Here is a 25,725-nt window from a genome sequence, read left to right as displayed (position 1 = left end):
AGGGATGTGTTGAATGAAGTTGGAGGATTCGGACGTAATCGAAAGTATGTCGGGGATATCACGTTTTATATATGAAATGATGCCTTCGTTCACTTCGGCAGGGTATGTGTTATTAGCCCTCGTGTTCCTCTTATCGGCACTTGTTTATAAGCTTGGTTTTGCCAGGAAAATCAAGCCATGGCAAAATCTCGTTATATATGCATTCTTGTTTTTGGGATGTCTTATCTTGACGTTCCTTGCCTTCTTCCTTCCAATTGCGGAGGGACTGATTGTTGCAGCGCTCATATTAATCATTTACAGAATTCGTAGGATGAACGAGCATAAAGAAAACTCCACCGTTTAAACGGTGGAGTTTTCTTATGGACTAAAATTTTATCGGCTAAAATTTATCTTCAGCAGAGTGGGAACTGCGGTGGAAGATAAACTTGCCCGTGCTGACTCGTAAGTTAGTATAATTCGTAATCCGTTCATTGCATTGATCGCACATATAGGTATTGATCGGATGATTCCTAAGTTTTTTAGCAAGTGGAGTATCATCTTGTAGCTGCCCGATTTCGTCGCAAAGAACACATTTTACTCGCAAATGATCAACTCCTTTTTCGTGAAAAACCAAACAAGACAATTATCACTTAATGACTATGCCGCTGATTGCTTTTAAAGGGTTTTCGATATTCGACCCATCATTAAATAATAGATGTACAGGTCCGTCTTCCAGTAATGGCTTGCCGTCCTGACTGAACTTAAAGATAAAATCTTCAGCTTCAGAAAGCGAAAATGTTTCTTCGTGATTGGTAGATGTAACGAAAGTGATCGTCTCCGCATTTTCCCCCGGGACGGCGTTTTTCAGGAAAGGTTTCAATAAAATCCCGAAAGTACCTGTAACCATTTTTTTACGGTCAAACTTTTTTTCTGTTTTTAATGTAGGAGGGAAAGTAGCACCCTCCATAATCTCCCTGGACCAATGTTTGCCCATGCTATTTAAATATTTCTCGTCTTCATCTATTTCAATTCGATCTTCGTTAAAATACGTATTTAAATCAATTCTACGGTCGTCGAAGATCCAGACAGTTGGATCGAGGGTGATGTTATGTTTTACATTGCCTTGTACAGTTATGATTGTTTCCAATGTGAATAGCCTCCTACAACTTATAGCTGTTTAGTATATAGTATACTCCTTCCAATTGATTGTGGAAAGACATTGATATTATACTACCTGTGAAAAGGGAAACACTTGCAATTTACCTTCTCAAAAGATACAATTTAATTCATAATCACCGTAGTAGAAATAAAAGGTGAATGGGGGCGTCCTCGTGGATATTGAATTGCAGGAAACCTATCAGGAAAAAGCAATGAAACAATTGCAAGCTGATGCAGATAAAATCGCACAACTCATAAAGGTACAGATGGATCATTTGACTATGCCCCAATGCCCTCTTTACGAGGAAGTGTTGGATACCCAAATGTACGGCTTATCCAGGGAAATTGATTTTGCTGTCAAGCTTGGATTGATTGAGCGTGAAAGAGGAAAGGAAATCCTTTCGTTGTTAGAAAAAGAGATGAACATTCTGCATGAGCTATATACAAAAAAATAAACAAAAGACTCAAACTCATTAATTGGTTTGAGTTTTTTATTTAATAAAGGTGGGAAGTCCGATGGGGAAATATATTAAGAGAATGATTTCAAACTTCGATTATCCGTTATTCATAGTATACATAGTGCTTTGCCTCTTCGGATTAGTGATGATCTATAGTTCAAGTATGGTAGTGGCGGTTAATCGATATGGTTTTTCACCTGACCATTTTTATGTAAGACAATTGAAGAATCTGGCAGTGTCAATTCCTGTTTTCCTATTAGCGTCATTCTTCCCGTATCAGAATTACAAGAGAAAAAAGTTCATGATGTTTTCGATTGCAGTAATGTTCATGCTGCTCATACTTGTCCATTTCATTGGATATGCTGCAGGTGGTTCCCAAAGTTGGATCCGAGTCCCGGGATTCGGAAACATCCAACCTTCGGAAGTTGCGAAGCTTGTAATCATCATCTATTTTGCAAGTGTTTTTGCTAAAAAATATGAAGCAGGAACAATCGATTCTATTAATAAATCGATTGGACCTCCTGTCGGCATCCTTGTCTTTGCTATTGGATTGATTATGTTTGAGACAGATATCGGCACATCATTCATCATTATCATGGGTGCCTTTTCAGTAATTGCTGCAAGCGGTCTACGATTAAAGACGTTTGGTAAATTAGGCGGAATAATTATGGTAGGGATGATAATAGGTTCAGCTAGTCTTTATTTTATTTGGGATACAGTCATGAATGACAGTCGGAAAGGCCGTATTTTATCTTTCATGAACCCTTTCGATTATGTACAAGGCTCCGGATACCAAATCGCAAACGGTTATATTGCAATTGGAACTGGGGGAGTAAAAGGATTGGGTTTAGGAAATTCCATTCAGAAGATGGGCTATTTACCAGAGCCGCATACGGATGTAATCATGGCTGTAATTTCTGAAGAGATTGGTATACTTGGGACAATCATTGTTATAGGAGGTCTTGGGTTCATCGTATTACGTGCATTGTATATTGCGATGACCACTACAGACCCACAAGCCCGAATGCTTGCAGCTGGTATTGGAAGTGTCATTGGGATCCAGACATTTGTGAATCTTGGTGGGTTAACCGGTTTAATTCCGCTTACAGGTGTACCCCTTCCTCTTATAAGTTATGGCGGAACTTCTATGATTCTGTTATCTTTATCTTTAGGAATATTGATGAATGTGTCAATGTTCTCAAAATACCAAAAGAATAAATAGAAAAGGAAGTGCATTTACGGTGGAATTAGGACGTATAAAGAAAATCCTCGTAGCAAACCGCGGTGAAATTGCAATCCGCATATTTCGTGCATGTACTGAATTAAGAATCCCAACTGTCGGTATTTATTCTGCAGAAGACAGGGGTTCATTCCACCGTTACAAAGCTGATGAATCATACCTTATCGGTGAAGGGAAAAAACCGATTGATGCATACTTGGATATTGAAGGGATCATTGCGTTAGCGAAGTCATGCGGGGCAAATGCAGTCCATCCTGGATATGGTTTTCTTGCAGAAAACGAGGAGTTTGCCCGAAGACTTGAAGAGGAAGGGATCATATTCATAGGGCCTTCATCCAAACATTTAGATATGTTTGGGGATAAGGTAAAAGCAAGAGAACAGGCGATTAAAGCTAAAATTCCAGTAATTCCAGGTACGGATGGTCCTGTTTCCTCCATTTCGGAAGTAAACGCTTTCGCGGATATTCATGGTTATCCACTCATTATCAAAGCTTCACTTGGTGGTGGGGGGAGAGGGATGCGAATTGTCCATTCCGAGGATGAAGTCCCTGATGCTTATGAACGTGCGAAGTCAGAAGCAAAATCGGCATTCGGTTCTGATGAAGTGTATGTTGAAAAATATATTAACAAGCCAAAACATATAGAAGTTCAAATCTTAGGAGATGCGTATGGCAATGTTGTTCATTTATATGAACGAGATTGTTCCATTCAACGTCGCCACCAGAAGGTAGTTGAGATAGCACCATCAATATCATTGGATGATACGCTACGCCAAGATATTTGCGATGCAGCTGTGAAATTGGCGAGAAATGTTTCCTACGTCAATGCTGGAACAGTTGAATTCCTCGTTTCGGATGGTGATTTTTATTTCATCGAGGTTAATCCTCGTATTCAAGTCGAGCACACTATTACGGAGATGGTGACAGGTATTGATATCGTACATGCTCAAATCCATATTGCAAATGGAGGAAATCTCCATGAAGGTGAATCCGCAATTCCGGAACAGAGTAAAATACCACTATTCGGTTATGCGATTCAATCCAGGGTGACAACGGAAGACCCGTTAAATGATTTCATGCCTGATACTGGCAAGCTGATGGTCTATCGATCGGGTGGAGGCTTTGGCGTCCGACTTGACGCAGGTAACGGCTTCCAAGGGGCAGTCATTACCCCATATTACGATTCCCTTTTAGTCAAGGTGTCGACTTGGGGAACCTCATTCAAAGACGCAGCAGCGAAGATGGACCGCAATTTACAAGAATTTAGAATTAGGGGAATTAAAACAAACATACCATTCTTAGAGAATGTTGTCCGTCATGAGAACTTTCTAACAGGAAGTTATGACACTAGTTTCATAGACTCTACACCAGAGTTATTCGAATTCCCAGTAAGGAAAGACAGAGGAACCAAAATTCTTAATTACTTGGGAAATGTGACAGTCAACGGGTTTCCGGGCATAGGTAAACAGGCCAAACCTATTTTCCATCCAGTAAGAAAACCCGCAATAGATCTATCCGTTCCGCCGACTTACGGTACAAAGCAACTATTGGATGAAAAAGGACCCGAAGCATTGGTTCAATGGATAAAGGATCAAAAAGATGTTCTTCTCACGGATACTACATTTCGGGATGCACACCAATCATTACTTGCGACACGTGTTCGTACTTCGGATATTGTAAATATTGCTTCTGAGTCAGCAAGACTTATGCCCGATCTGTTTTCGTTTGAAATGTGGGGAGGTGCAACATTTGACGTTGCATACCGGTTCTTAAAAGAGGATCCATGGGAAAGGCTAACGAAACTTCGCAACCAAATTCCAAATGTACTTTTTCAGATGCTTTTCCGAGGGGCTAATGCGGTTGGATATTCAAATTATCCCGATAATGTCATCCGTGAATTCATCAAAACTTCGGCGGAATCTGGGATAGATGTGTTTCGTATTTTCGATAGCCTGAACTGGATAAAAGGAATGGAGATTGCTATTGATGCAACTCGTCAAGCGGGTAAGGTCGCAGAAGCCGCACTTTGTTATACAGGGGACATCCTTGATGATTCCCGAGCAAAATATACGGTGGATTATTATAAGAAGATGGCGAAGGAGCTTGAAGCAACTGGTGCTCATATTCTTGCCATAAAAGATATGGCTGGTCTGTTGAAACCAGAGGCAGCTTACAGACTAATTTCAGAACTAAAGGCGACAGTTGACATACCGATTCATCTTCACTCACATGACACGAGTGGGAATGGGATCTATATGTATGCAAAAGCTGTAGAAGCTGGAGTCGATATCGTTGATACTGCTCTTGGTTCTATGTCGGGTCTCACTTCTCAGCCATCTGTAAGTTCTCTTTATTATGCTTTGCAGCATGGTAAACGGCAAGTACGTGCTGACGTTAAAGCACTTGAATCCTTATCTTATTACTGGGAGGATGTACGGAAATATTATCAAAACTTTGAAAGCGGCATGGTGAGCCCTCACTCTGAAGTTTACGTGCATGAAATGCCCGGTGGTCAATATTCCAATCTTCAACAACAAGCAAAGGCTGTAGGACTCGGGGAAAGATGGGAAGAAGTGAAAGAAATGTATTCCCGTGTCAACTTGCTCTTCGGAGATGTTGTGAAAGTAACACCATCTTCGAAAGTAATCGGAGATATGGCATTGTTCATGGTGCAAAATAATCTGAATGAGATTTCGGTTATAGATCGAGGGAAGACAATTGATTTTCCTGAATCTGTCATCGAGTTTTTTGAAGGGTATATAGGCCAACCGTATGGCGGATTCCCGGAAGAATTGCAACAGGTCATTCTAAAGGGAAGAAAGCCGATTACTGTACGTCCCGGTGAACTATTAGAGGATGTGGACTTTGAAATCCTTCTTAATAAGACGGAGGAATTATTAGGTCATCCTTCAACGATGAAAGATGCATTGGCATACACGCTTTATCCAAAAGTGTTCGAGGAGTATGCAACGACGAAGAAGCAGTTCGGAAACATATCTGTCGTTAATACATCAGAATTCCTTTTCGGAATGCGATTGGGGCAAGAAATTGAAGTGGAGATTGAAAGAGGGAAAACACTAATCATTAAATTGGTATCCATTGGGGAACCGCAATCGGATGGGAATAGGATAATTTACTTCGAATTAAACGGCCAACCACGGGAAATTGTCATACAGGACATGAACATCGAATCCGATGTTATTCATAAACAAAAAGCGGATCTATCAAATGATTCGCATATAGCGGCAACAATGCCTGGAACTGTATTGAAAATTGCTGTCTCAAAAGGAACAAAAGTCAGAAGGGGAGAGCATCTACTAATCACAGAGGCAATGAAGATGGAAACGACGATCCAAGCACCATTCGATGGGATAGTAAAAGAAATCTACGTAAACGCAGGGGAATCCATTTCGACAGGGGATTTACTAATAGAGCTTGATCATTAAAACAACGCTCGTGAGCATTGACTCACGAGCGTTGTTTTTTTTATTAATTTTGTCTACTTCTTGATACGAGTAGGACCATATACGTTAGTAATCCAAACAATAGGATTACAAATAGTGAGTGGGCTAAAGCAACGTATAGATTCAAACGAGTAATAATGACGATAGCGCCAGCTAAAACTTGTAATGTCACTAATGAGAAGGCGATGATCCATCCCCAATAGATAACTCTTTGGTTTTTATAATGCCTAATTGCGTGGATTGCAATAATCAAGAGCCATATAAAAATTAATGCGGCTGCTGTCCGATGACCCATTTGAACCCATTCCCAGAAGTTTTGCGGAAGGGAAAAGTCTCCGTTTTTGCACATCGGCCAATCTGTACAGCTAAGTTCAGACTCTGTATGGCGAACAAGCGCTCCAGTATAAACAACAATATAAGAGTAAATTGTTACTCCAATCGTATGTGTTTTGAGTGTTTTACCAATTTTCAGCGTGTCTGCGTCAAATTTCTTATCAACCTCAAATATTAACAAGGTAAGAAGTAGGACAGAAGCGAATGAAATAAGCGATATTCCAAAGTGAAGTGCAAGTATGAAATCACCTTGTCCCCATAGAACCTGTGCAGCTCCTATTAACGCTTGTAAGATCAAGAAGAATAGAGCTAAAAAAGAAAGGAGTTTCGTTTCTCTAATATGGCCAATCGCTTTCCACGACCAAACAGACAAGACGACAATCAAGATTCCAACAGCACCAGTCACAAGCCGATGAGAGAATTCGATTAACACTTCCGCAGTTATTTCATCAGGAATCAATTGACCATTACAACCTGGCCAATGCCTTCCGCAACCCATACCGCTATCGGTCTTTGTAACAAGTGCACCGCCCAAAAGAATTAGTAGCATACCAATTGTAGAAGCTACAGCAAACCATTTTAAAAATTTATTATATCTCAAAAAAACACCTACTTTAACTAATGATTGCTATATGAATAAAAGACTCCGCTTGTAGATGATATCGAAAAATAGTAGAAAAAACAACGTATATTGGCCAATTCAGGGTTTACCCTAAGCTATTTCACAAATTGTTCATAAAAAAGACCCTTTAACTTCACAAAAGGCATAGGGAAATGATTTACTATAGATAGGCGAAGTGAATTTACAAGTGGTACAACTTTGCGGATTTATTGAAATTCGGTTTATGTATAGAAATTAGTCCCGAATTTCGATATAGTAAAGTATAGCGGTCCTTGCCGACATCCTTGAAAGGAGGGTACATATGTCAAATGGTCGGGCGATTACGTCATCCGTTGAACCGGATATCAGATCGACTTCCATCGTGAAAGATTTCCTTGCACTTATTAAAATAGGCATAGTCAATTCTAATCTGATTACAACATTTACCGGACTTTTCTTAGCCTTTCAATTCTCAAGCAAGAGCTTTATCCACAATTTGGACTTAATGTTGTATGCACTTCTTGGTTCAGGGCTCATTATTGCCGGGTCGGCAGCTTTGAATAATCTTATCGATCGGGATATCGATCCCGTTATGACAAGAACCAAGACGCGCCCAACAGTCACAGGTAGATTTAAAGCACCTTACGTATTAACTCTCGCTCTCGCTTTCATAGTGATAGGAGAAGTGATGTTGTTTGCAGCATCACCAGCGGCTGGATTATGGGGGCTTGCGGGTGTATTCAGCTATGTTGTACTCTATTCAATGTGGTCTAAAAGAAAATATGTCAGCAATACTATCGTAGGTAGTATATCCGGAGCAATACCTCCTTTAATCGGTTGGGCCGCGGTTGAACCCACACTTGGTATGGGTGCCTGGGCGTTATTCCTTATTATGTTCGTGTGGCAGCCCCCACATTTTTATGCTCTGGCAATGCGCAGGACTGAAGAGTACCGTGCTGCAGGAATACCGATGCTACCAGTTGTAAAGGGTTTCAAGAGGACAAAAGTTTCAATACTTGCATGGGTGCTTCTATTATTCCCGTTGCCATTCCTACTTGCTGATCTTGGTGTCGGATTCATTGTGTTGGGAACTGTATTGAATATCGGTTGGTTATACTTGGCGGTAAAAGGATTTAAGGCAAAGGAAGATTTGAAATGGGCAACATCCATGTTCATCTATTCACTGAATTACATGACAATCCTTTTTGTTGCTATGATCATTTTTTCGATATTCATCTAAATGATGGAATTCTTTCTTTTGACAGGAATTCATGATAGAGAGGTCAACAGTCCTCATTTGAACAAAACATTTTTTTAGAAAGAGAGGTATTAGTTAGCGATGATGAAAGGACTTAAAAATTGGCGTCTCTTTTCTCTATTGGCTGTACTAACAGTGTTCCTTGCGGGATGTGGTCAAGAAGAACTATCAACGCTTCTGCCTGCAGGACAAGTCGGAAGAGATCAGTTCAACTTACTACTACTGTCTTCAGCGATCATGTTACTCGTTATTCTCGTAGTTGTAGCAATTTATTTAGTAGCGTTAGTACGTTTCAGACGCTCCAAATTAGGTGAAGATCATATTCCAGAACAAGTTGAAGGCAGTCATAAGCTTGAGCTTGTATGGACGATCATTCCGATTCTATTAATTTTACTACTCGCTGTTCCTACTGTTTATTACACTTATAAACTTGGAGATGTGGCAGCAATGGGTGCTGTAGATGAAGATGGGAATGCTGAAAATCTTGTAGTAGATGTTACTGCGAAACTATATTGGTGGGAGTTTGAATACCCAGATTTAGGTATCGTAACTGCACAAGAATTGGTCGTGCCGATGGATGAAAAGGTTTACTTCAATCTAATTGCTGCAGACGTTAAACACTCATTCTGGATACCAGCCGTAGGTGGTAAGCTTGATACGAACGTTGAAAACGTCAATAAGTTCTATCTAACATTTGAAAAGAATTCAAAAGATCTTAAAGACGCAGGCGGAGTCTTCTATGGTAAGTGTGCGGAGCTTTGTGGACCATCTCACGCATTGATGGACTTCAAAGTAAAAACGATGCCACGTGCTGAATTTGACCGTTGGGTTACTGCAATGCAGGCAACAGCTGATAATCAAGTTGTAGCAAATCCAGATGGTCAAGCTCTATTCCAACAAAGCTGTATCGGGTGTCACGCAGTTTCAGGTGTAGGTGAGACTGGAGCACAAGGCCCGAACCTTGCTACTTTCGGAGACCGTAACCGTGTTGCTGGATTTATGGATCACACGAAAGAAGATTTGATTGAATGGATCAAACATCCACAACAATACAAACCAGGTAATAAGATGCCTGATTTCGATGGTCAGTTTTCTGATTCGGAATTGGATGCCATTGCTGAATACCTAATGGGTCTATCTATTGAATAATAATTTTCACTCGATTTTGATGAGGAGGTAAACAAAGTGAGTTCAGTTGCTCAAAAAAAGGGTTTTGGCGCAACGCTGTGGGACTGGTTAACTACAGTCGACCATAAGAAAATCGGAATCCTTTACTTCCTTGGGGGCGGATTCTTCTTCGTTGTAGGCGGAATTGAAGCTATGCTGATTCGTTGGCAGCTTCATATTCCAAACAATGATTTCGTTAGTGCAGGTCTATTCAATGATTTGATCACAATGCACGGAACGACGATGATTTTCTTAGCAGCCATGCCTATATTATTTGGATTTATGAACGCGATAATGCCGTTACAAATCGGTGCGCGTGACGTTGCGTTCCCATTCCTTAACTCATTGGGTTTTTGGATGTTCTTCTTCGGAGGATTATTCCTCAACATTTCTTGGTTATATGGTGAGGTTCCTGATGCTGGATGGACATCTTACGCATCACTTTCACTTGCATCCCAAGGACATGGTGTTGATTTCTATGCGATAGGGCTTCAAATTGCCGGGGGCGGTACATTGATAGCGGGGATCAACTTCCTCGTCACAATCATCAACATGCGCGCGCCAGGTATGACGTACATGCGGATGCCATTGTTCACATGGACAACGTTTGTTGCATCTGCAATGATCTTGTTCGCATTCCCTCCATTGACAATAGGTCTATTCTTCTTGACGTTTGACCGTATGTTCGGAGGAAACTTCTTCAATCATGAAATGGGTGGTAATACAATTATCTGGGAGCATATTTTCTGGATTTTCGGTCACCCTGAAGTTTATATTCTTATTTTGCCTGCTTTCGGTATTTTCTCTGAGATTTTCTCGGTATTCTCCCGTAAGCGTTTGTTCGGATATCCATCCATGGTCTTCGCGACTGTGTTGATCGGTTTCCTAGGATTTATGGTGTGGGCTCACCATATGTTCACTGTTGGTTTAGGGCCGACTGCGAACGCAATTTTCGCTGTTGCAACAATGGCGATTGCCGTGCCTACAGGGGTTAAAATCTTTAACTGGCTATTGACAATGTGGGGCGGAAGCATCAAGGTTACAACTCCAATGCTTTATGCACTTGGTTTCATACCATCATTTACAATGGGTGGGGTTACGGGTGTTATGCAAGGGGCTGCACCACTTGACTACCAATTGCACGATTCTTATTTCATCGTAGCTCACTTCCACTACGTAATCGTTGGTGGTGTTGTTCTTGCGATTTTGGCAGCTACACATTACTGGTGGCCAAAAATGTTTGGTACGATGTTGAATGAAACGCTTGGTAAAGTAACATTCTGGTTCTTCTTTATCGGATTCCATATGACATTCCTTATCCAACACTGGTTAGGATTCTGGGGTATGCCGCGTCGAGTTTGGACGTATATGGACGGTCAAGGTTGGAACCTTGCAAACCTTATCAGTACAGTTGGTGCGTTCTTTATGGCAGTAGGGGTTATTGTACTTGTTATCAATGCAATCATCACATCAGTTAAAAATGTAAAAGTTTCAAACGATCCATGGGGAGATGGACGTACACTGGAGTGGGCAATTGAATCACCACCTGTGTATTACAACTTCGCTGCAACTCCACTTGTTCGTGGACTTGATACTGTTTGGATTGAGAAGAAGGAAGGCAACGAGTCAGGATTAACACCTTCAGAACCAGTCAAAGACATTCATATGCCAAACGGTTCTATCATTCCTTTGCTTATGGCTTTCGGTTTATTCATTGCAGGATTTGGCGCGATGTTCCGTACTGAAGAGTCATGGGGATTACCATTACTTATCTTCGGTCTACTATGGACTTTCGTTTCAATGGCAGCACGTTCTTTGCAAGATGACACTGGATACTATGTTAAAAAAGAAGAGATTCTCCGTGATTTGAAACGTAAAGGGGGTCAAAACTAATGGATTTGAATAAAAAATTCACCCCTGAGACGTGGCCTGACCATCCGGAAAGAGCAACGCTTGAAGCGAAAAACAAATTTGTAGGTTTCTGGCTCTTCCTTGGTGGAGAGACAATCTTGTTCGCGACATTATTTGCAACATACGTTGCATTGAAAAACTCTGGACCGAGCGGCTTTGGCTTCTCGACTCAAGGGCTTTATGAATTACCATTAGTATTCGTCATGACGATGTTGCTTCTAACATCTTCATTGACAAGTGTGTTTGCGATGTACCATTTGCGTAACTACAACTTCAAGAAAATGCAACTTTGGCTTGCAATTACTGCATTTTTAGGACTTGGCTTCCTAATGCTTGAAGTTTATGAGTTCTCGCATTATGTCAGCTTAGGGTTCACTTACGGTAACAGTGCTTTCAGTTCGGCGTTCTATACGCTTGTTGGAACTCACGGGTTCCACGTAGCTGTTGGTCTTGTTTGGATCACGTTGTTGATTTTCCGTAATGCGAAACGCGGTTTAAACCTTTATAACGCTACGAAGTACTATACATTTTCATTGTACTGGCACTTTATCGACGTTGTTTGGGTATTCATCTTCACTGTAGTCTACTTGATGGGAGTGGTAGGTTAAGATGGCAGACATCCAAGTTTACAAACGTACACCGGCTGAACAACAGCTTGCACAAAGACGTGCAAAGCAATCTATGCGCAGTCAGGTTATGATGTTTTCTCTTATGATCTTCCTGACAATTGTTTCATTCTCTATGGTTGTTGCATATGAAGCTGAAGTTGCAGGGTTTTCCAAATTCTTTATTATCCCGATGATCATGCTTTTTGCAGCTGTTCAAGTTGGGTTGCAACTGTATTACTTCATGCATATGAGTGAAAAAGGGCATGGCATTCCTCAAATGTTCATGTACACAGGAGCCCTTTTAGGTTTCTTGATCCCTTTAACATTCGTTACAATCGTTTGGTGGTAATTAGTAAGAAAAAACCTGTGGATCCATTCCACAGGCTTTTTCTGTTTTACGGTGTATTTCAGATCAATTCGTCACATTCTAGTCAAAAATGAGGCAATGTTAAAGTTCGTTCATTGTGTTAAATGTCTCGTTCGTTTTATAATAGAATAAGACACCTTAAAGGAGCGATGGCAATGATGCCTTTTAGCATATTCGGATTTCAGGCACTTTGGAGTCCCTATTTTTTCTTAACAATTGTACTGCTTGTCGTACTATACTTCCTATTGACGAAGAAATGGCGACATTGGTTTGAGGGAACCGAACCTGTATCGGGTCGACAAATCAAGTATTTTATTGCTTCAATGATTCTTTTGTATATTGTAAAAGGATCGCCGCTTGATTTGATTGGGCATATTTTGTTTTCAGTTCATATGACGCAGATGGCTCTTCTATTATTGGGAGTCGCCCCATTAATGATTATCGGAATACCAAACTTTATTTGGAAAAAAGTTTTCAGTGTGAAAATCATTGATAAGGTTTTTAGATTGTTTACCAAGCCAATTATTAGCTTACTTATTTTTACGCTTGCATTTTCTATGTACCACTATCCGATGATTTTAGATTACATTAAATTAAGTGCGGTATTGCATGCAATATTTACAATTACAGTATTTTTAGCGGCTGTGGTTTTATGGTGGCCGGTTGTAAATACAATGGAAGATCATCCTACACTGCATGGATTGAAGAAAATTGGCTATGTCATATTGAGTGCCCTTTTAGTGACGCCTGCATGTGCGTTAATCATTTTTGTAGATGTACCTGTATATGAAACGTACAGCAGCGGAGAAGCGTGGTTGAAGGCAATGGCACTGTGTGTACCTGCTGGGACGCTATCTGGCATATCTGGTCTAGGCATTTCAGGACCGGAGTTATTTACAAACATGCCTACAGTATATGATCAGCAACTGGGCGGAATTATTATGAAAATTATTCAAGAATTAATCTATGTAGTTGTCATCGGTAAAATCTTCATTAAATGGTATCGTGATGAGCAATTGAATGCTGATGAGATTACTCAAAGAGATTTATTGGAAAGACAAAAATTTGAAATGAATAGATAATCTATTTCACTTTGAAGGAGTATTATGTATGGATGTTCCTTTTTTACCGACAGTGAGCACTTTTTTCATAGTGTTATCAGCAATCTTTGTAGTAATTGGTTGGAAACTGATACGTGATAGAAAAATTGAAGCTCATAAAAAAATGATGATTGCTGCAGCAGTCTCAGCTGTAATTTTCTTTATCATATACGCAACACGCACTATTCTAATTGGAAATACAGCTTTCGGTGGGCCAGATAATTTGAAGGTCTACTATACAATTTTCCTTGTTTTTCACATTGTCCTTGCGACTACGGGAGCAATCTTCGGGGCGATTACTATCAATTGGGGATTAAAAAACAAATTGGACAAACACCGTAAGATTGGTCCGGTTACAAGCATTATTTGGCTATTCACCGCACTCACTGGCGTTGCCGTTTATTTATTGCTTTATGTAATATATGAAGGCGGAGAAACAACGTCAATGATCAAAGCCATATTAGGAATATAAGAAAAACACGCTTCTGAGGGAGCGTGTTTTTTATAATTTAAAATTCAACTTGATGATGCCTGCTTCTCGCGCGGTATTAAATATTATTACTATCATTGGTCCAATGAACAATCCAAATACACCAAACAATTTTAAACCGATGAACATTCCTATCAACGTTGGAAGAGGGGAAAGGCCAATCTGATTGCCCATCACTTTCGGTTCGACAGTTCTTCGAACGACTAATAGAACAGCAGCGAGGATAGCAAGCTTTGTACCGAGTCCAATATCTCCACTGACGTATTGATATAATGACCAAGGTGCAAGTATGATGATAGCCCCTAAAATCGGGATAATATCGATTATCCAAATAACGAGGGACATGACCAAAGCATATTTTGGTGCTATGAACAGTAAACCTACGAAACTAACAGCAAGGATGACGAAACTTACAAGCAATTGCGCTTTTAAAAATCCGAAAATGACTGAGTTTAATTTCACTATCATATAGCGTACTTTCTTAGAAGTTTCTTCTGACAAGTATCTGAAAATCATTTTCTTTAACTCCGGTATTTCTAACATGAAGAGGAATAGCGCAATCATATAAAATATAAAGCTGACTAAGTAGCTTGGAATTTCAGACGCTAAGGATAGTATCTTTTCGGAATTAAAAAAAGCTAAAAATGAATCCTTAAAGGATATCAAAATATCATTAAAACCATTTTGCATTGACCTCACTACATCATCTGGCAAATCGGAGGTGTATAAAAAGATCTTACTTTGGAAGTCTATCCATACATTTGAAAGTTTGTTCAAGTACTCCGGTGCGTCTTTTGTGAATTGAATGAGTCTACCTATCAATGAAGTGACTGTATAATAGATGATAACAGCTAAAAGTGCAATTATGAAAATATAAACAGACATAACGGACACATTTCGTTTCCATTTAAATTTTGATTCGGCTAATTTCACGAGTGGTTCGAAAAGAAGTGCGGTTAAAAAGGCCAAAATAATTGGTATTGAGACAGGGAGTATAAAAATTGATAGTAAAATGACGATGATGAGCAGGGAAAAGAGCGTAATATTCCTCTTTGTAAGCCAACGAGCCAATGGTCATACCTCCATAATGTTCATTGTTAGCATTATACCCAAAATTAGGCAAAGTTAAATAGAAAAAAAGTCGAAGAACCAAAAGTTCTTCGACTTTTACTAAAAATATTAATTTTTTTGTAGGTATGGTTTAAGATCTTCCATAACTGCCTTCAATGTTGTTTGGCAGTCTTTCACAAGGCCCGCTGGGAAGTTCTCATCTTCTCCATATTCAACGCCGTGTGGATAGTAGTGTTTCCCAAGTGCTGGTTTCTTTAAGTGTATGGTGGCATCGCGTGTATCGACATCTCCATCAGGTGTGAAACCGAATACACGAAGGTAATATGTACCCTCTTTAATTACATATTTTTTATCATAGGTTACTCGCTCGTAGTCCCATTGTCCAGCACGAACAAGATCATGATTCAACATGATTTCATCAAGTAATGATAAGTCGGCAACAACTTCTTCAATGCCTGTATTTTCAATATACATCGTCTAAAGTCCTCCTTCGTGATCATCCAGTCAATTGCTTATACTTATTCATAATAGAACAATTTCGAGTGAGTTGCAATGACAACATTGTGTCATGATTGAAGTGAGGACGTCTAAATTGGATAGTCATGATAAAATGAGGCGGTTTTTTAAGTCGTTACAATTAACATAGCCCCTATAGTCATGAATGTATTATAATAGGATTAAATTCACGTAAACTATAGGTTGAAGTAATCAGAAAGGGGCGAGAAGACTTGAGAGTTTTTTGGAAGATAGCTTTATTACTGTTTATACTTCTCGCAGTTTTCTATTTCTTGGACAGTCGGGTCAAAGAAAATGAACCACTTGAATCACCAGTAAAACACGGAACGGCAATTCCCGTACCCGATAAGGAATTTGATGAACAACAGATTTCTGGTCCTGAAAGACCCAAATCAGGACTTTCGACATTTGTCGGGAAGAATACTATTGACTTGATTGAAGCATTTGGAGAACCAGACAGGATTGAACCTTCCTCCTATGGTTACGAATGGTGGATATACACGGATGGATACTCTTTCATGGCAGGTGTGAACGACGATGAAAAAGTGAACCAAATATTCAGTGCAGATCAATCAGTGGAATTGAAACCATTTTTTGTCGGGCAAGATATAAATGAAATTTATAGATTTTCAATTATAGAAACCGAAGTGAATGTTGTGTTAGGAGAAAATGTATATACATTTACATTAAACAGTCAAGATTTAAAAGATAAAATCCTATTGAAGTTTGAAGGTCTTTTTGCACAAATTTATGTAGATGGAGAAGAAGAAATAATTGAAGGTGTACGATTTATCGACCCTAAGACATTAGTCGTCCACCAACCGTATGATATGGAATATATGGGTGAGTTGATGGTGGCTCGGCATCCATCTTCGAGAGCCCAGATGGAAGTGGATCGTTCCATGGAGCGACAAATTTTTGAATTGACGAATTTTTATCGTGAACACCACGGACTTGAGCCTTTGGAAAATAATTATTGGTTAACAACTCTTGCCCAAAATCATAGCAAAGACATGGCTATCGGAAATTACTTTTCACATGAGTCTCCTTCAGGTGGAAACCTATCAGAACGGTTGAAAAACTCCGGTATTGAACATAAAAAGGCGGGGGAGAATATTGCCTCCAATTACGTAGACGCTATAGAAGCGGTACATGGTTGGCTGAATTCCCCCGCACATCGCAGTGTCTTATTGGATCCCGATGCAACGGATATCGGTACTGGTGCATATGGAAAATTTTATACACAAGTATTAATTAAATCCGATCCAAAGAAAAAAACTGATTCAGGATTAATGCAAAGATGAATTATGGATTGACCCAAGTACCATTCTCTTTAGAAGTGATACCTCTTACATACAGGGGTATCGCTTTTTTCATTGCATAAATTGCAGCTCGTTTTTGAATAACGGGGCGGTCTGTTTCAAGTAGAGGTAGCAGTTGAAGGATGTTAAGATTATCTAACTTCCTGGAATCATTGTGATCTTTGGGGTCGCTGGACATGATGCCTGGAACGTCTTTGAAAAACTCAACATGTGAGACTCTTAGAGCAGCACCAACAGCGATGGCAGTCAAATCACTTCCACCTCTTCCAATGGTCATTACCTGACCGAATTCGTTTATCCCTTGAAAACCGGGAATAATGACGCAACCAGTTTCTGTTAATGCATCTTTTATCATTGTTGGATCAACATCACTTATTGTTCCATCCCCGAAATCTCCAGATGTCCAAATACCCGCTTGTATGCCATGTAAAATCCTATTCGGGGTACCTGCCTGTTGTAGTTCCGCAGATAGGATGGCCGCAGCGATAAGCTCCCCACATGAAGCGGCTAAATCACTTGCAGCTTTCGCAGAGCTAAAAGCATCGGTTAGATGTAATAGACTATCTGTGGAATATGGATCAATCCCTCTTCCGATGGCCGAAACGACCACTACAACATTTTGATATCTCTCCAGAGCGGCTTGGATGTGTTCGATGCATAATTTTCTTGTTTGTTGGTCTTTCATAGCCACTCCGCCAAATTTTTGAACTATCATTCAAGCTCCCAACTTTCTTCGTGTCGTTCGTTTCATTTTCTTCATACGATAAAGTATGGTTCGCTCTCAATATATTCGGTATTCGTGAAAATTGTTCGGGAAGGGGAGAGGGCTTTTGTTACTGTCGGAGATCTTGAAAGATTGGCCCTGCACGGTTTCTGGAAGTATCGGTATGTCAGTACGTGGCATAACCGAGCGCTCGGGGAATGTGAGAGAGGGTTATATTTTTGTTGCAAGGAAAGGTGCCAAGGATGATGGGTTATGTCATCTACAGGAAGCAATAGAAAGTGGTGCGATTGCAATTGTTGTTGATCGCAATACAACTATAAATATAAAAATACCTGATAATATTACAATTATTGCCGTACCGGATGGAAGAAAGTTCATCTCATATGTAAGCTCAAAACTTGCAGGTGATCCATCAGAATCACTGACAATCATTGCTGTAACTGGCACGAATGGCAAGACAACTGTTACGCATTTTATCGGTCAATTATTAAATATGTGTGGGAAACAAGCTGCAGTTATCGGTACGACAGGCATCTTTTCGAATGGAAGAAAAATTAGTATGGAAGTTCCTGAGATGACAACATTACCAGCTGAATTCCTCCATCCCTTATTAAAAGGATGCCTTCATGCGGGAATGGAATATGTAGTCATGGAAGCCTCTTCTTTGGGACTTTCCACATCAAGACTCGATCATTGCATAATCGACATTGGTGTATTTTTAAACATCGGTGTTGACCATTACGAGGAACATGGCAGTAAGCAGTCCTATCTTAGTGCAAAAAAGAAGTTGGCTTCAATAGCGAAAGAATTGGTTGTGAATGCAGATGACGAACAATGCATGGCCCTTGTTCATAATTCCAAGCGACCAACAATCTATTTTAGTGAAACGATGATCACTGATGTAAAGGCTACGGATGGACTCTACTTCACTGCTATACCTGGTAGACATAATAGGATGAACGCACTTGCCGCCGTTACAACTTTAAGTTCTCTTGGTTTTGATAGGATGGAATTATTATCACTTTGCCAACAGCTTCAATTGCCGGAGGGGCGTTTGCAAAGAATTGAAGAATCAGGTGTAACGGTTTATATTGACTATGCCCATACACCTGATGCACTCCATAATGTACTATCCTCTTTGAGGAAAGAATGCACTGGCGGACTAATCACTGTATTTGGTTGCGGGGGTGACAGGGATCATGGGAAGCGTCCGATGATGGGAGAAGTAGCGGCGGCCTTCTCGACACAAGTAATTATTACTTCCGATAATCCAAGAAATGAAGATCCACTTAGAATAATTTATGAGATATTAATGGGGATAGATGACATGTCGCCTAATATAATTGTTGAACCTGATCGGAAAACCGCCATTGAGAGAGCAGTATTTGAAGCAAAAGATGGAGATGTTGTATTGATAGCTGGTAAGGGGCATGAAAAAACGCAGCAGGTCGGTCAAATGTTTTTCCCGTTCTCTGATTCTCGGATTGCAAAAGAAGCATTGCAGAATAAAAAATTCGAGATTAATTGAACAGAAAACATGCAAAAACAGTATCATATTTGTTATGATTAGTTGGAATGGAGGGGAATGCCCGATGATGATGACAGATGAATGGATGTCAATCATTGAGAAAGCGGAGACGCTCTCCGACATGATACTCTCTTCTGAAATTATTAATGAGTATAGAAGAGCGAATCATGCCGTATATTCCGACAAGTTGTTGGCAAAAGCGATTTACGATTTTACCAACATGAAAGAGCGTTACGAAGAAGTGCAACGTTTTGGTAGATACCATCCTGATTATAAGACAGTGATGAAAGATATACGTATCCAAAAAAGAAACTTGGATATGAATGAGCAGATAGCTGCTCTTAGAATTGCTGAGAACGATGTTCAGAACTTATTGAACGAGGTTAGTGCAATCATTGCAAAATCGGTGTCCGATTCGGTTAAGGCCCCTGCTGGTGACGGATTCTTTACGGATTCATCATGCGGTGGAGGGTGTGGCTCCGGCGGCAGTTGTTCCTGTTCGGCTTAAACGCTTTTAAAATAGTGACAAGTGAATCGTGGTGCCTTAATTTCTGCAAAAGGCGCAGAAATACGGCAAATCGAACCCTTCGCTGTTCGATTGGATGCGGTACCGGAGGAAGTTGTTCATGTTCGGCGTAAAAATATATGTATAAACAAAAGAAACGGTTGCCATTCTTATAATGGCAACCGTTTCTATTAGTCTGAATGGTGTTGAATGATTTCCGTCACCAATTCCGGGACATCAGTTACAAAACCAGCCGCCCCTATGCTAAGTAATCTTTCAATTGTTTCTTTATCTTTAACATCATTATAGTAAACAGCAACGTTAAGACTAGAAAGGAAGTTGATAAAGCTTTCAGTATTCATCGGGAAAACCCCCAACTTTTCCGGGATGCAAAATAAATCTGCACGTGGATTGTATAAATGACCAAATTTACTTGAATACGCTGCATAGGCCTTTCTCACTTCATCATTTCCGGCTCCGGTTGCAACTTTGTTTTGAGCATACAAATTGAAGCGATCCGTTTGCTCGTCAAAAGAACTTATGACAATGACACGATCCTCAGCACCTGTCTCTTCAAGGAGACGCCAAAGTTTGGATGGCATTAAACTGCCTTCATACGTGTCAGGTGAGTCTTTAAGATTAATGGCAATAAGCATTTGCGGGTATGCATGCAATAGTTCACGCAAGGTAATAATTTTCTCACCTTTATCGCGGTATGGATAATTGCCTTCATCATCTACAAACATATATCCAGCATCTGCATTTTTTAACTCATCTAATGTATATTCGGATATTTTACCAGAAAAGTCAGTTGTTCGATCTGCTGTTTCATCGTGGAAAACGATGATCTCTTCGTCTTTAGTTAATCGGATATCAATAGCAAAACCATTAACACCAAGTTCTGCCGATTTTGAAAACGCTGCCAATGTGTGTTCTGGTGCGTTTATCATTCCACCACGATTTGATAGGACGACTGGATTTTTGAATTCAAGTGATTGCTTGGGAGAGCGGGGTTTCGGCTTGGCAACTACTTTGGAGGCTGCCCAAGCTGTTAGACCGGCTGCTCCAACGGTAATGGCCACTTTCGTTTTTCTTCCCATTTCGTATCCTCCTCTATTATCGTAAACATGTCCTACACACATTATAAGGGAAAAAACGAAGGCTGTCAGCAATGTTCGGTTGCAGGCTATTTCTCACCTATGGTATTGTATGGGATAGGAAAAGAGGGGGGAAATCATGATTGATCGACAAGGGATAATAGTCTATCTGCATCATTTGAAACAAGCCAAGTCATTAAGGAAGTATGGTCATGTCCATTATATATCGAGAAAACTGAAATATGTTGTCCTGTATTGTGATCAAGTGGATGTTGAAGAGAACATCCGTAAAATTGAACGTCTTCCATCTGTTAAAAAAGTACTGCCATCATATCGACCTTTTGTAAAAACCGAATACGAGAATGTAAAACCCGATAAGGCGAAAGAATACGACTACAAAATCGGTCTTTGAAACTGTTTCGTTATTGCAGAGGCGGAACTAAATGATTCAAACGTAGGATTCCTGTTATATACTGATAAAAAAGACGATGATCAGCGAACTCAGAAGAATGCTTTAATTCTATAAAAATGGGTTCCTGACCAACTTCTTCAGCCGCCTTTTCAAAAAGTACTCTTCTTTTTGATTTTTTATCATCTATTTGTTTAATTCCTTCCCGGCATATGTATATTGGCATGAATTTACTATCTTGTGCAGGATGGAATACGGCTGCAAGGGAGATTGCTTGTCCTCCGTTCGTATTGGAAGAAAATATGAAGGTTCTATGTAAGCGCTTTTGATTTGTTTTCATAAGTTCGACTAACTCAAAAATGTCACCGTAGCCTTCGCCTAATTCAATAAAGTACTGTTGTAACATAATTTTTTAACCACCTTTCTTTGAAACAGAATACATCATATCATAGCATTGAATTTTTTAAAGTGCATTTATCATCCCTTGCAATGAGGTGCAACAAATGAAGATCGTCATTAGAACAGTCATTCTGTTATTAATAATGAACTTCTCATTATTATATATGCATTACAGCCAAATGGCGGATGCAAACGGTACTATGGAACAAGTAATGACATACTCAGAAGAAATTGAAGTAATAAATAGAACCGATGCGCTTTTTGTCAGGCACCATTTTCGAAATTTGAACTCAAACAGATATGAAATTATATGGCCAGAGGGCAGCGAGGACATTAGCTGCTACAGTGAGGTCGACTCATCTTGTGAAAGAATCAATGAAAATGTTTCGGCGATTTTGGAAGGTGAGATTAACCATCAATCCATTTCTTACAACATTCCAAAATCCGAAACTATGGCTGTGAGGAAGTTATGGAGAAGCCCTTTCGCTACATTGAAAGGTGCAACACCTGATACAACTATGTTGCATATCACAGACGAAACAGGTATTAACGGCATATGGATCAGTGGATTAAAATTGGTAGGAACTAAAAAAACGGAGATGATTGACTACTCATTGTATAAAGGCAATGGCCAAGTAACCGACCTTTATTGGCAACAGAAAGCCCTGCCCCTAGCATACAAGGGAAGCAACCTTTCAATATTAGGTCAATCCGTTAATGAAGAGTTAGCAACCCAATTAAATGATCAGTTAGGGAAAATGAATGCTACTCACCTTGTATTAGCAGTGGATCCCGAAGGGGAGTCGCTTCATTCAGACCGGTTCGTCATTGCCCATCTTGGCTTTCCTGAAAGTACGGATGCGGTCTTGGATAGAGGTGTACATTCCCAGTACTTTTTCCCCGAGGGGGAGCAGCTAACAGCCGATTTAATAGTGTCCATACTCATTGATAAGCCTATTGGGAACCAAAGGTCGACGGAGGCTTTTGAGATGTTGAAAAAGTCTTTGAGAACAAGTCAGTTGGAAGAGTTGAAAACCCATTTGGCCGACCTACGGGGGACAAGTGTCGATGCAGCCGCGTTGGATAGACTAATCGGTGAAGTAAATGGACTAAGGACCACTTTTGTACAAAAGAACAGAGAAGGTAATTATCCTCTTCTTTTTGAAGAGACTAAAACCATCCATTTAAACGGCAAGGCGCAAGAGGATCTGCGGGCGGTAGTAGTGAATAACAGGACTCTCTATCCAGCGATGGAGATTTTGACACAGAGTGGTTATACACTATTAATTACCGATCAATCTATATACATTGAAAATGATGCAGAGAAGATTAGGTTTTCATTACTGGATCCTTTTTATGTATTGAACGAAAGAAGATATACGTTTAGGGATTCACCTTTCGAATTAATTGACAATGAATATTATTTCGAGGAAGACACATTAAGACGTCTATTTCACTTATCGATACAAAAAAATCAAGAGGCCATATTTATCACTACATTAACGGGAGGTGGAATTGAATGAGAGTCGTTTCAGGGTCAAGGAAAGGAACTCCATTAAAATCACTAACGGGCAACTTGACAAGACCAACCTCTGATAAAGTGAAAGAATCAATTTTTAATATGATTGGCCCTTATTTTGATGGTGGGATAGTTGTTGAATTATTCGGAGGCAGTGGCTCATTGTCCATCGAATCGCTGTCAAGAGGGGTGGATGAAGCGTATATATTCGAAAAAAACCCGAAGGCTTGCACAATCATACGGGAAAATGTAGAGAAATGCCGATTTACAGATGAAGTGCATATCATACGGAATGATGCGAGGAATGCGGTAAAGTCATTGCAATCATCTAACGTTCTTGTAGATTTATTATTTATCGACCCTCCATATGCTGAGGATAAGTATTATGACTTGGCTTTGGAATTTGTGCAAGCGGGCTTATTATCCGATAATGCGATTGTTATTTGTGAACATGAAAAGCAGTTGACATTACCAGAGTCATTTGGAGAATACATAAAGACGAAAAACCCAATTTACGGCAACAGTGCGATATCCATTTATATGAAATGAGTGAACATCTATGTCGAAAATAGCAGTAGTACCTGGAAGTTTTGATCCGATTACAAATGGTCATCTTGATATTATCGAAAGAGCATCAAAAGTTTTTCCAGAAGTTCGAGTAGCAGTTATGAATAATTCTTCGAAACGTTCCCTATTCACCGTAGAGGAACGGAAGGAATTAATCCGTGCCGTTACTTCGAAGTTTCCAAATGTTATTGTAGAATCTTCAAGTGGTTTGTTAATGGATTATGCTCGAAATGCTGGGGCCTCAGTAATTGTACGTGGTCTGCGTGCGATTTCGGATTTTGAATATGAAATGCAGATTACTTCGATGAATCGGATGTTAGATGAAAGTATTGAAACATTTTTTGTTATGACGAAAAATCAGTACTCCTTCCTCAGTTCTTCCATTGTGAAGGAAGTTGCGCAGTACGGTGGGGATATATCAGCACTTGTTCCTCATGAGGTTGAAGTTGCACTAAATAAGAAGTTTGAAAAGTAATTATGTAGGGGGCAGGGGGAAAACCCCAGCCCCCTACATTTATATTTATAAAAGAAAATATAAAATTACTGGTACTGTAATGATGCTCCAAAGTCTGCTAAAGAAGTAGGGGAGAAGTGGTGTATTGACTGTTTTTGCGATGACGAACACTTGCATATGGATACTTAGGCCGTTCATAGAAATAATTGCAGCTATTATGAATGGAAATAGTTTTGATGTGTAAAAATGATCTGTAGCGGACTGGACACCTGATGTCATTTCAAATATAGCTAAAAGAATTGTTTTAGTAATTCCAAGATCAACAGTAAAAGTAGATAAAATCGTTGAGGTTAAGACATTTCCAAGAGAAGAGAAGAATATGACAGTAGTTGCAACCAATACAATAACGTTTGTGCTGTCCTTTAGTGCATCCAAAAGGGGGGAATTAGAAACTTTTATCTTGCTCACTTGTTGAGGGATCTCCATTTTTGGTTGAGTTTTCTTTAATAATAGTAAAGTGAATATGAAAAATATGATATTAGCAATATGGATGGAAGCAAGAAGTTTCCAGCCAGCTATTGAACTGCCGAATAATTCTGTACCGACAAAACCTATAATGAACATCGGGCCAGGTGCATGACATGCCGCAAGCAGGTAGCCACTTTCCCGTCGCGTCAATTCTCCGTTTTTCACCATTTCCGTTACGGTTACTGCTCCAACAGGAAACCCACCGAAAGAACCTAAAACATATGCCTTAAAATAACGCTTCCAGTTTCTTTTTGAATTGGACTTCATTGGCGTTTTTAAAAGCCATTGCGTTAGAATAATATAGGGTAATAAGTAAGGGAGCAGCGCATTTACAAATAATGCAGCGCCGGCCTCTGCACCGTCATGGGCAATGCCTGGCTGTAAGATGAATAAGACGATCAGACCCCATATAATAATAAGATTGATCATATTATCGATTGTGGCATGTTATGTAAGTGTTTTTTCAAGTATGCTCTTCCTTTCAGGCTCAGAATTGGATTCGTTTTTATTAATACTTTATTGTGAATATTTTTGATGGTACACTAGTTAACAATATTGTTGTCCAGCTCCGGCGGCCAGGTGCTCGGGTCATAAGCCAGCCCTACTGCACGGCAAAAAGCGCCGTTTCGTAGGTCAGTCTTATGCCTGTCGCACCTAAGCGGCCGCCTCCGCTTTTCTTTGTCTAACTCCGGGTGGCAGCTGCTCGGGTCACTTCGGTTTTGAAATAAAGGCAAAAAGCGCCTTTGTTTTCAAATCCTTTAGTGCCTGTCGCAGCTAAACGCCACCCTCTGTTTTTCTTTTGTCCAGCTTCGGCGGCCAGGTGCTCGGGTCATAAGTCAGCCCTACTGCACGGCAAAGGGCGCCGTTTAGTAGGTCTGACTTATGCCTGTCGCACCTAAGCAGGCCGCCTACGCTTTTCTTTGTCCAGCTCCGGCGGCCAGGTGCTCGGGTCA

27 protein-coding genes are annotated in these 25,725 nt (G+C 40.1%); 18 read left to right on the top strand and 9 right to left on the bottom strand.

What is annotated here, in order from left to right; translation table 11 throughout:
* Nucleotides 1-13: 13 nt before the first annotated feature.
* A complete protein-coding gene (locus ACFPZG_RS10420) occupies nt 14-343 on the top strand; it encodes a YlaH-like family protein (RefSeq protein WP_283731620.1) in 330 nt (109 codons plus the stop codon).
* 36 nt (nt 344-379) lie between these two features.
* On the opposite strand, the gene ACFPZG_RS10415 is transcribed toward ACFPZG_RS10420, so the two are convergent.
* Nucleotides 380-583, bottom strand: a complete 204-nt coding sequence (locus ACFPZG_RS10415) for a YlaI family protein (RefSeq protein WP_283731621.1) — start codon at nt 581-583, stop codon at nt 380-382.
* A gap of 42 nt (nt 584-625) precedes the next feature.
* A complete protein-coding gene (locus ACFPZG_RS10410) occupies nt 626-1,126 on the bottom strand; it encodes a peptidyl-prolyl cis-trans isomerase (RefSeq protein ID WP_283731622.1) in 501 nt (166 codons plus the stop codon).
* Nucleotides 1,127-1,310: 184 nt separating this feature from the next.
* On the opposite strand from ACFPZG_RS10410, the gene ACFPZG_RS10405 reads away from it, so the two are divergent.
* The 3 genes from ACFPZG_RS10405 to pyc all read left to right on the top strand — a co-directional run bounded on the left by ACFPZG_RS10405 (nt 1,311) and on the right by pyc (nt 6,280).
* Nucleotides 1,311-1,592: a YlaN family protein gene (locus tag ACFPZG_RS10405; protein ID WP_317940158.1), complete on the top strand. Its 282-nt coding sequence runs from the start codon at nt 1,311-1,313 to the stop codon at nt 1,590-1,592.
* A 61-nt stretch (nt 1,593-1,653) separates the two neighbouring features.
* On the top strand, nt 1,654-2,817 hold the full coding sequence (locus ACFPZG_RS10400) for an FtsW/RodA/SpoVE family cell cycle protein (protein WP_317940157.1): 1,164 nt from the start codon (nt 1,654-1,656) through the stop codon (nt 2,815-2,817).
* A gap of 19 nt (nt 2,818-2,836) precedes the next feature.
* On the top strand, nt 2,837-6,280 hold the full coding sequence (pyc, locus tag ACFPZG_RS10395) for a pyruvate carboxylase (protein ID WP_317940156.1): 3,444 nt from the start codon (nt 2,837-2,839) through the stop codon (nt 6,278-6,280).
* 43 nt (nt 6,281-6,323) lie between these two features.
* On the opposite strand, the gene ACFPZG_RS10390 is transcribed toward pyc, so the two are convergent.
* A complete protein-coding gene (locus tag ACFPZG_RS10390; protein ID WP_283731623.1) occupies nt 6,324-7,232 on the bottom strand; it encodes a COX15/CtaA family protein in 909 nt (302 codons plus the stop codon).
* Between the two features lie 322 nt (nt 7,233-7,554).
* Here ACFPZG_RS10390 and cyoE point away from each other — a divergent pair, with 322 nt between their 5' ends.
* The 7 genes from cyoE to ACFPZG_RS10355 all read left to right on the top strand — a co-directional run bounded on the left by cyoE (nt 7,555) and on the right by ACFPZG_RS10355 (nt 14,115).
* Nucleotides 7,555-8,472, top strand: coding sequence for a heme o synthase (gene cyoE / locus ACFPZG_RS10385; RefSeq protein ID WP_283731624.1), 918 nt, complete (start codon nt 7,555-7,557; stop codon nt 8,470-8,472).
* A 99-nt stretch (nt 8,473-8,571) separates the two neighbouring features.
* Complete coding sequence (gene coxB, locus ACFPZG_RS10380) at nt 8,572-9,639, top strand: cytochrome c oxidase subunit II (protein ID WP_317940155.1); 1,068 nt, start codon at nt 8,572-8,574, stop codon at nt 9,637-9,639.
* A gap of 36 nt (nt 9,640-9,675) precedes the next feature.
* A complete protein-coding gene (locus ACFPZG_RS10375) occupies nt 9,676-11,550 on the top strand; it encodes a cytochrome c oxidase subunit I (RefSeq protein WP_283731625.1) in 1,875 nt (624 codons plus the stop codon).
* Nucleotides 11,550-12,176, top strand: coding sequence for a cytochrome (ubi)quinol oxidase subunit III (locus tag ACFPZG_RS10370; protein WP_283731626.1), 627 nt, complete (start codon nt 11,550-11,552; stop codon nt 12,174-12,176). Before ACFPZG_RS10375 ends, ACFPZG_RS10370 begins: the two co-directional genes overlap by 1 nt.
* A 1-nt stretch (nt 12,177) precedes the next feature.
* Entirely contained in the window at nt 12,178-12,525 is a 348-nt protein-coding gene (locus ACFPZG_RS10365) for a cytochrome C oxidase subunit IV family protein (protein ID WP_283731627.1), read from the top strand.
* A gap of 173 nt (nt 12,526-12,698) precedes the next feature.
* Nucleotides 12,699-13,625 carry a cytochrome c oxidase assembly factor CtaG gene (ctaG, locus tag ACFPZG_RS10360; protein ID WP_317940154.1) on the top strand — a complete coding sequence of 309 codons (927 nt, stop codon included), beginning with the start codon at nt 12,699-12,701 and terminating at the stop codon, nt 13,623-13,625.
* Between the two features lie 28 nt (nt 13,626-13,653).
* The gene (locus ACFPZG_RS10355; protein ID WP_283731628.1) at nt 13,654-14,115 is read left to right on the top strand and encodes a DUF420 domain-containing protein; all 462 of its coding nucleotides are present in this window, start codon (nt 13,654-13,656) and stop codon (nt 14,113-14,115) included.
* A gap of 30 nt (nt 14,116-14,145) precedes the next feature.
* On the opposite strand, the gene ytvI is transcribed toward ACFPZG_RS10355, so the two are convergent.
* Both ytvI and ACFPZG_RS10345 read right to left on the bottom strand, forming a co-directional pair.
* Complete coding sequence (gene ytvI, locus ACFPZG_RS10350; protein WP_317940153.1) at nt 14,146-15,204, bottom strand: sporulation integral membrane protein YtvI; 1,059 nt, start codon at nt 15,202-15,204, stop codon at nt 14,146-14,148.
* Between the two features lie 108 nt (nt 15,205-15,312).
* The gene (locus tag ACFPZG_RS10345) at nt 15,313-15,678 is read right to left on the bottom strand and encodes a YugN family protein (protein ID WP_283731630.1); all 366 of its coding nucleotides are present in this window, start codon (nt 15,676-15,678) and stop codon (nt 15,313-15,315) included.
* Between the two features lie 254 nt (nt 15,679-15,932).
* Between ACFPZG_RS10345 and ACFPZG_RS10340 the strand changes: the two genes are divergently transcribed.
* Nucleotides 15,933-17,024 carry a CAP domain-containing protein gene (locus ACFPZG_RS10340; RefSeq protein WP_283731631.1) on the top strand — a complete coding sequence of 364 codons (1,092 nt, stop codon included), beginning with the start codon at nt 15,933-15,935 and terminating at the stop codon, nt 17,022-17,024.
* Nucleotide 17,025: 1 nt separating this feature from the next.
* Here the strand turns inward: ACFPZG_RS10340 and ACFPZG_RS10335 are convergent, their stop codons facing one another.
* Nucleotides 17,026-17,757, bottom strand: coding sequence for an amino acid kinase family protein (locus ACFPZG_RS10335; RefSeq protein ID WP_317940152.1), 732 nt, complete (start codon nt 17,755-17,757; stop codon nt 17,026-17,028).
* Nucleotides 17,758-17,872: 115 nt separating this feature from the next.
* On the opposite strand from ACFPZG_RS10335, the gene ACFPZG_RS10330 reads away from it, so the two are divergent.
* Nucleotides 17,873-19,294, top strand: a complete 1,422-nt coding sequence (locus ACFPZG_RS10330) for a UDP-N-acetylmuramoyl-L-alanyl-D-glutamate--2,6-diaminopimelate ligase (RefSeq protein ID WP_317940151.1) — start codon at nt 17,873-17,875, stop codon at nt 19,292-19,294.
* A gap of 64 nt (nt 19,295-19,358) precedes the next feature.
* Complete coding sequence (locus ACFPZG_RS10325) at nt 19,359-19,802, top strand: YlbF family regulator (protein WP_317940150.1); 444 nt, start codon at nt 19,359-19,361, stop codon at nt 19,800-19,802.
* Nucleotides 19,803-19,990: 188 nt separating this feature from the next.
* Here ACFPZG_RS10325 and ACFPZG_RS10320 read toward each other — a convergent pair whose 3' ends face one another.
* On the bottom strand, nt 19,991-20,899 hold the full coding sequence (locus ACFPZG_RS10320) for a glycerophosphodiester phosphodiesterase (protein WP_283731634.1): 909 nt from the start codon (nt 20,897-20,899) through the stop codon (nt 19,991-19,993).
* Nucleotides 20,900-21,035: 136 nt separating this feature from the next.
* On the opposite strand from ACFPZG_RS10320, the gene ACFPZG_RS10315 reads away from it, so the two are divergent.
* Nucleotides 21,036-21,308 carry a YlbG family protein gene (locus ACFPZG_RS10315; RefSeq protein ID WP_283731635.1) on the top strand — a complete coding sequence of 91 codons (273 nt, stop codon included), beginning with the start codon at nt 21,036-21,038 and terminating at the stop codon, nt 21,306-21,308.
* Nucleotides 21,309-21,318: 10 nt separating this feature from the next.
* Here ACFPZG_RS10315 and ACFPZG_RS10310 read toward each other — a convergent pair whose 3' ends face one another.
* Nucleotides 21,319-21,711 carry a DUF7147 family protein gene (locus tag ACFPZG_RS10310; protein ID WP_283731636.1) on the bottom strand — a complete coding sequence of 131 codons (393 nt, stop codon included), beginning with the start codon at nt 21,709-21,711 and terminating at the stop codon, nt 21,319-21,321.
* A gap of 97 nt (nt 21,712-21,808) precedes the next feature.
* Here ACFPZG_RS10310 and ACFPZG_RS10305 point away from each other — a divergent pair, with 97 nt between their 5' ends.
* Genes ACFPZG_RS10305 through coaD form a run of 3 tightly spaced genes read left to right on the top strand, consistent with a single transcriptional unit; the run spans nt 21,809 to nt 24,265 of the window.
* Nucleotides 21,809-23,227, top strand: a complete 1,419-nt coding sequence (locus tag ACFPZG_RS10305; protein WP_317940149.1) for a hypothetical protein — start codon at nt 21,809-21,811, stop codon at nt 23,225-23,227.
* Nucleotides 23,224-23,772 carry a 16S rRNA (guanine(966)-N(2))-methyltransferase RsmD gene (gene rsmD / locus ACFPZG_RS10300; protein WP_283731639.1) on the top strand — a complete coding sequence of 183 codons (549 nt, stop codon included), beginning with the start codon at nt 23,224-23,226 and terminating at the stop codon, nt 23,770-23,772. Before ACFPZG_RS10305 ends, rsmD begins: the two co-directional genes overlap by 4 nt.
* 10 nt (nt 23,773-23,782) lie before the next feature.
* On the top strand, nt 23,783-24,265 hold the full coding sequence (gene coaD, locus ACFPZG_RS10295; RefSeq protein ID WP_283731640.1) for a pantetheine-phosphate adenylyltransferase: 483 nt from the start codon (nt 23,783-23,785) through the stop codon (nt 24,263-24,265).
* Nucleotides 24,266-24,310: 45 nt separating this feature from the next.
* On the opposite strand, the gene ACFPZG_RS10290 is transcribed toward coaD, so the two are convergent.
* On the bottom strand, nt 24,311-25,201 hold the full coding sequence (locus tag ACFPZG_RS10290) for a hypothetical protein (RefSeq protein WP_283731641.1): 891 nt from the start codon (nt 25,199-25,201) through the stop codon (nt 24,311-24,313).
* Between the last annotated feature and the right edge of the window lie 524 nt (nt 25,202-25,725).

The sequence above is a fragment of the Sporosarcina thermotolerans genome (genome assembly GCF_042658975.1).
Taxonomy (GTDB): Bacteria; Bacillota; Bacilli; order Bacillales_A; family Planococcaceae; genus Sporosarcina; species Sporosarcina thermotolerans.
Note: the sequence above shows the minus strand (reverse complement) of the source record. Positions and strands in the feature narration are given on the sequence as shown.